This is a genomic window from Streptococcus sp. HF-2466 (genome assembly GCF_015594645.1).
GTDB lineage: Bacteria > Bacillota > Bacilli > Lactobacillales > Streptococcaceae > Streptococcus > Streptococcus anginosus.
Genome location: NZ_JADNQU010000025.1, coordinates 1 through 2180, shown reverse-complemented (window position 1 = coordinate 2180; position 2180 = coordinate 1). Strand labels below are relative to the sequence as shown.

At 38.9% G+C, this 2180-nt stretch carries 1 protein-coding gene; it reads right to left on the bottom strand.

All coding sequences use genetic code 11. The features are described 5' to 3' along the window. Nucleotides 1-153 precede the first annotated feature (153 nt). A partial coding sequence (locus tag IYQ91_RS09885) for a Cna B-type domain-containing protein (protein WP_195673722.1) occupies nt 154-2180 on the bottom strand: 2027 nt, incomplete at its 5' end.

Below are 2180 nucleotides of genomic sequence, written 5' to 3'. Positions count from 1 at the left end.
GTTTAGTGCTCATGGCCAATAATCTCCTTAAATACAATAAGAGAACGACTCAAACTTAAAAAGCTAGAGTTCCATAATTGGGAATCTCTAGCTTTTTTGTGACTGAGAACTATTTTGTCTCAGACTCTTTACTCGATCTATCTGATGATAGAATTACGCCTTCTTCTTTAACAAGTAAGCAGCTCCACTTAAGGTGAACAGACCTGCAAGTAATGCAAAGAATGAATTTTGACTACCTGTTGAAGGGAGAATTTTCTTCTTCGACTTCTCTGGTGTACTTGGTGGGGTTTGTGGAATTTGTGGCTTCTCTGGTGTATGACGATTCGTGATATTCATACCATCTACCTTCGGTGTGTAACCTTCTGGTACCGAAACTTCTTCTACCGTATAAGTGATTGCCTTACCTGCTTCATATTTAGCAAGTTTTTCAAAGCTATACTTCCAACCAGTTGCTTCACTTACTGTTGCTACTTTGCCTGTATCTTTGCCATTTGCAAGCAATTTCACTTGAATCTCTTTTGGACGAAGACCGTCTTTGTCATTATCATCGTCCCAAGTCTTTTGACCGCTGACTGAAGTAGTAGCTGGAATGTGGTTATTAGTCAGATTCATGCCATTTGGTTCAAATGTATAGCCTTCTGGCACTTTTACTTCCTTAACAGAGTAAACAATTTCTTTGCCATCCTTGTAACGATCCAAACCTTCAAAGCTGTATTTCCATCCAGTTGCTGCACTCGCTGTCGCCATTTTGCCAGTATCTTTGCCATCTGCCAATAAACGTACTTTGATTTCAGTAGGACGAATATTATCTTGGTTATTGGCGTCATTCCAAGTCTTTTGACCAATCACTTTGATTGTTTTTGGTGTGTACTTGTTGGTAATAGTGTACTTACCATCTGCAGAAGGTTCTTTTGGATTGATAGTGGTGTAACCCTCAATCTTAGTGATTTCTTTCACTTCATATTTGATTTCTTGACCATTCTCATACTTCGGTAATGGTTTTGACTCAAAGGTCCAACCTTTTTCTTCTGAAGTTTCAATTTCATCAACGATTTCTTTGCCTTTCAGAATTTGGACCTTCACTGTAGCTGTTCGTTTGCCATCTTGGTTGTTAGCATCTTCCCAGACTTTCTTACCAGAAATAACGATTGTTTCTGGTTCATGGGTGTTTGTGATTTCTTGACCCTTGATAGATGTTTCATATCCTGCTACAGCATCTTCCTTGACAGAATAGACAATTTCTTGACCTGCTTCGTATTTTGGAAGATTAGTAAAGGTATGTTTCCAAACATTGCCATTCGCTGGGTCTGCTTCAGCGACTTTGATATCATATTTCTCAACTTCAGTGGTCACACCGCCAACTGTCTTCATCAAATGAACCGTGATATGATCTGGACGTTTGCCGTCTTGGTTGTTGTTATCATTCCAAGTTTTCGTCACTTGATAATCAATCATTTTTGGTGTGTATTTGTTGGTAATATTGAAATCATTGATTTCGCTAGTATATTCAGAAACTACTTCTTCGGTCAGGCTATATTTAATAACCTTGCCTGCTTTGAATTTAGGAAGTTTAGTAAATACTGTAGACCACGTTCCGTCAGCTGCCGCTTTCACTTCTTTGGAAGCTACTTTTTCACCATCTGCCAAGAGATTAACCGTAATATATTTCGGACGTTTACCATCTTGGTTATTAGCGTCATCCCAGTTCTTCGTTGCTTTAATATCAATTGTTTCTGGTGTGTATTTATTGGTAATAGTAAAGCCTGTTTTAGCATCTCCGCTGATTTCAGTTGTATAACCAGCTACTGAACTCACTTCAACTACTTTATAATCAATCGGAGCTCCACCTTTATCTGCATCTAAATCCGTGAAGTTACCTGCCCAGCCATTAGCTTCTGACAATTCAAGAGTTTTGCCTGTATCTTGACCGTCTGCTAAGAGCTTAACTGTGATAGAAGCAGGACGTTTGCCATCTTGATTGTCGGCATCATCCCAGACTTTCTTCACTGGAATTTGTGTTTTAGCAGGGGTATATTTATTCGTGAAGACAAGGTCTTTCGCTTCTTTCGAAACCGTTGCTTTTAATTCAGTAGCACTGATTTTTTCAACCTTGACTTCTACTTCTCGAACAGTCTTATCATAAGTTACCCCAGTTTCTGTTCCTTCAACTTCTGAGATAG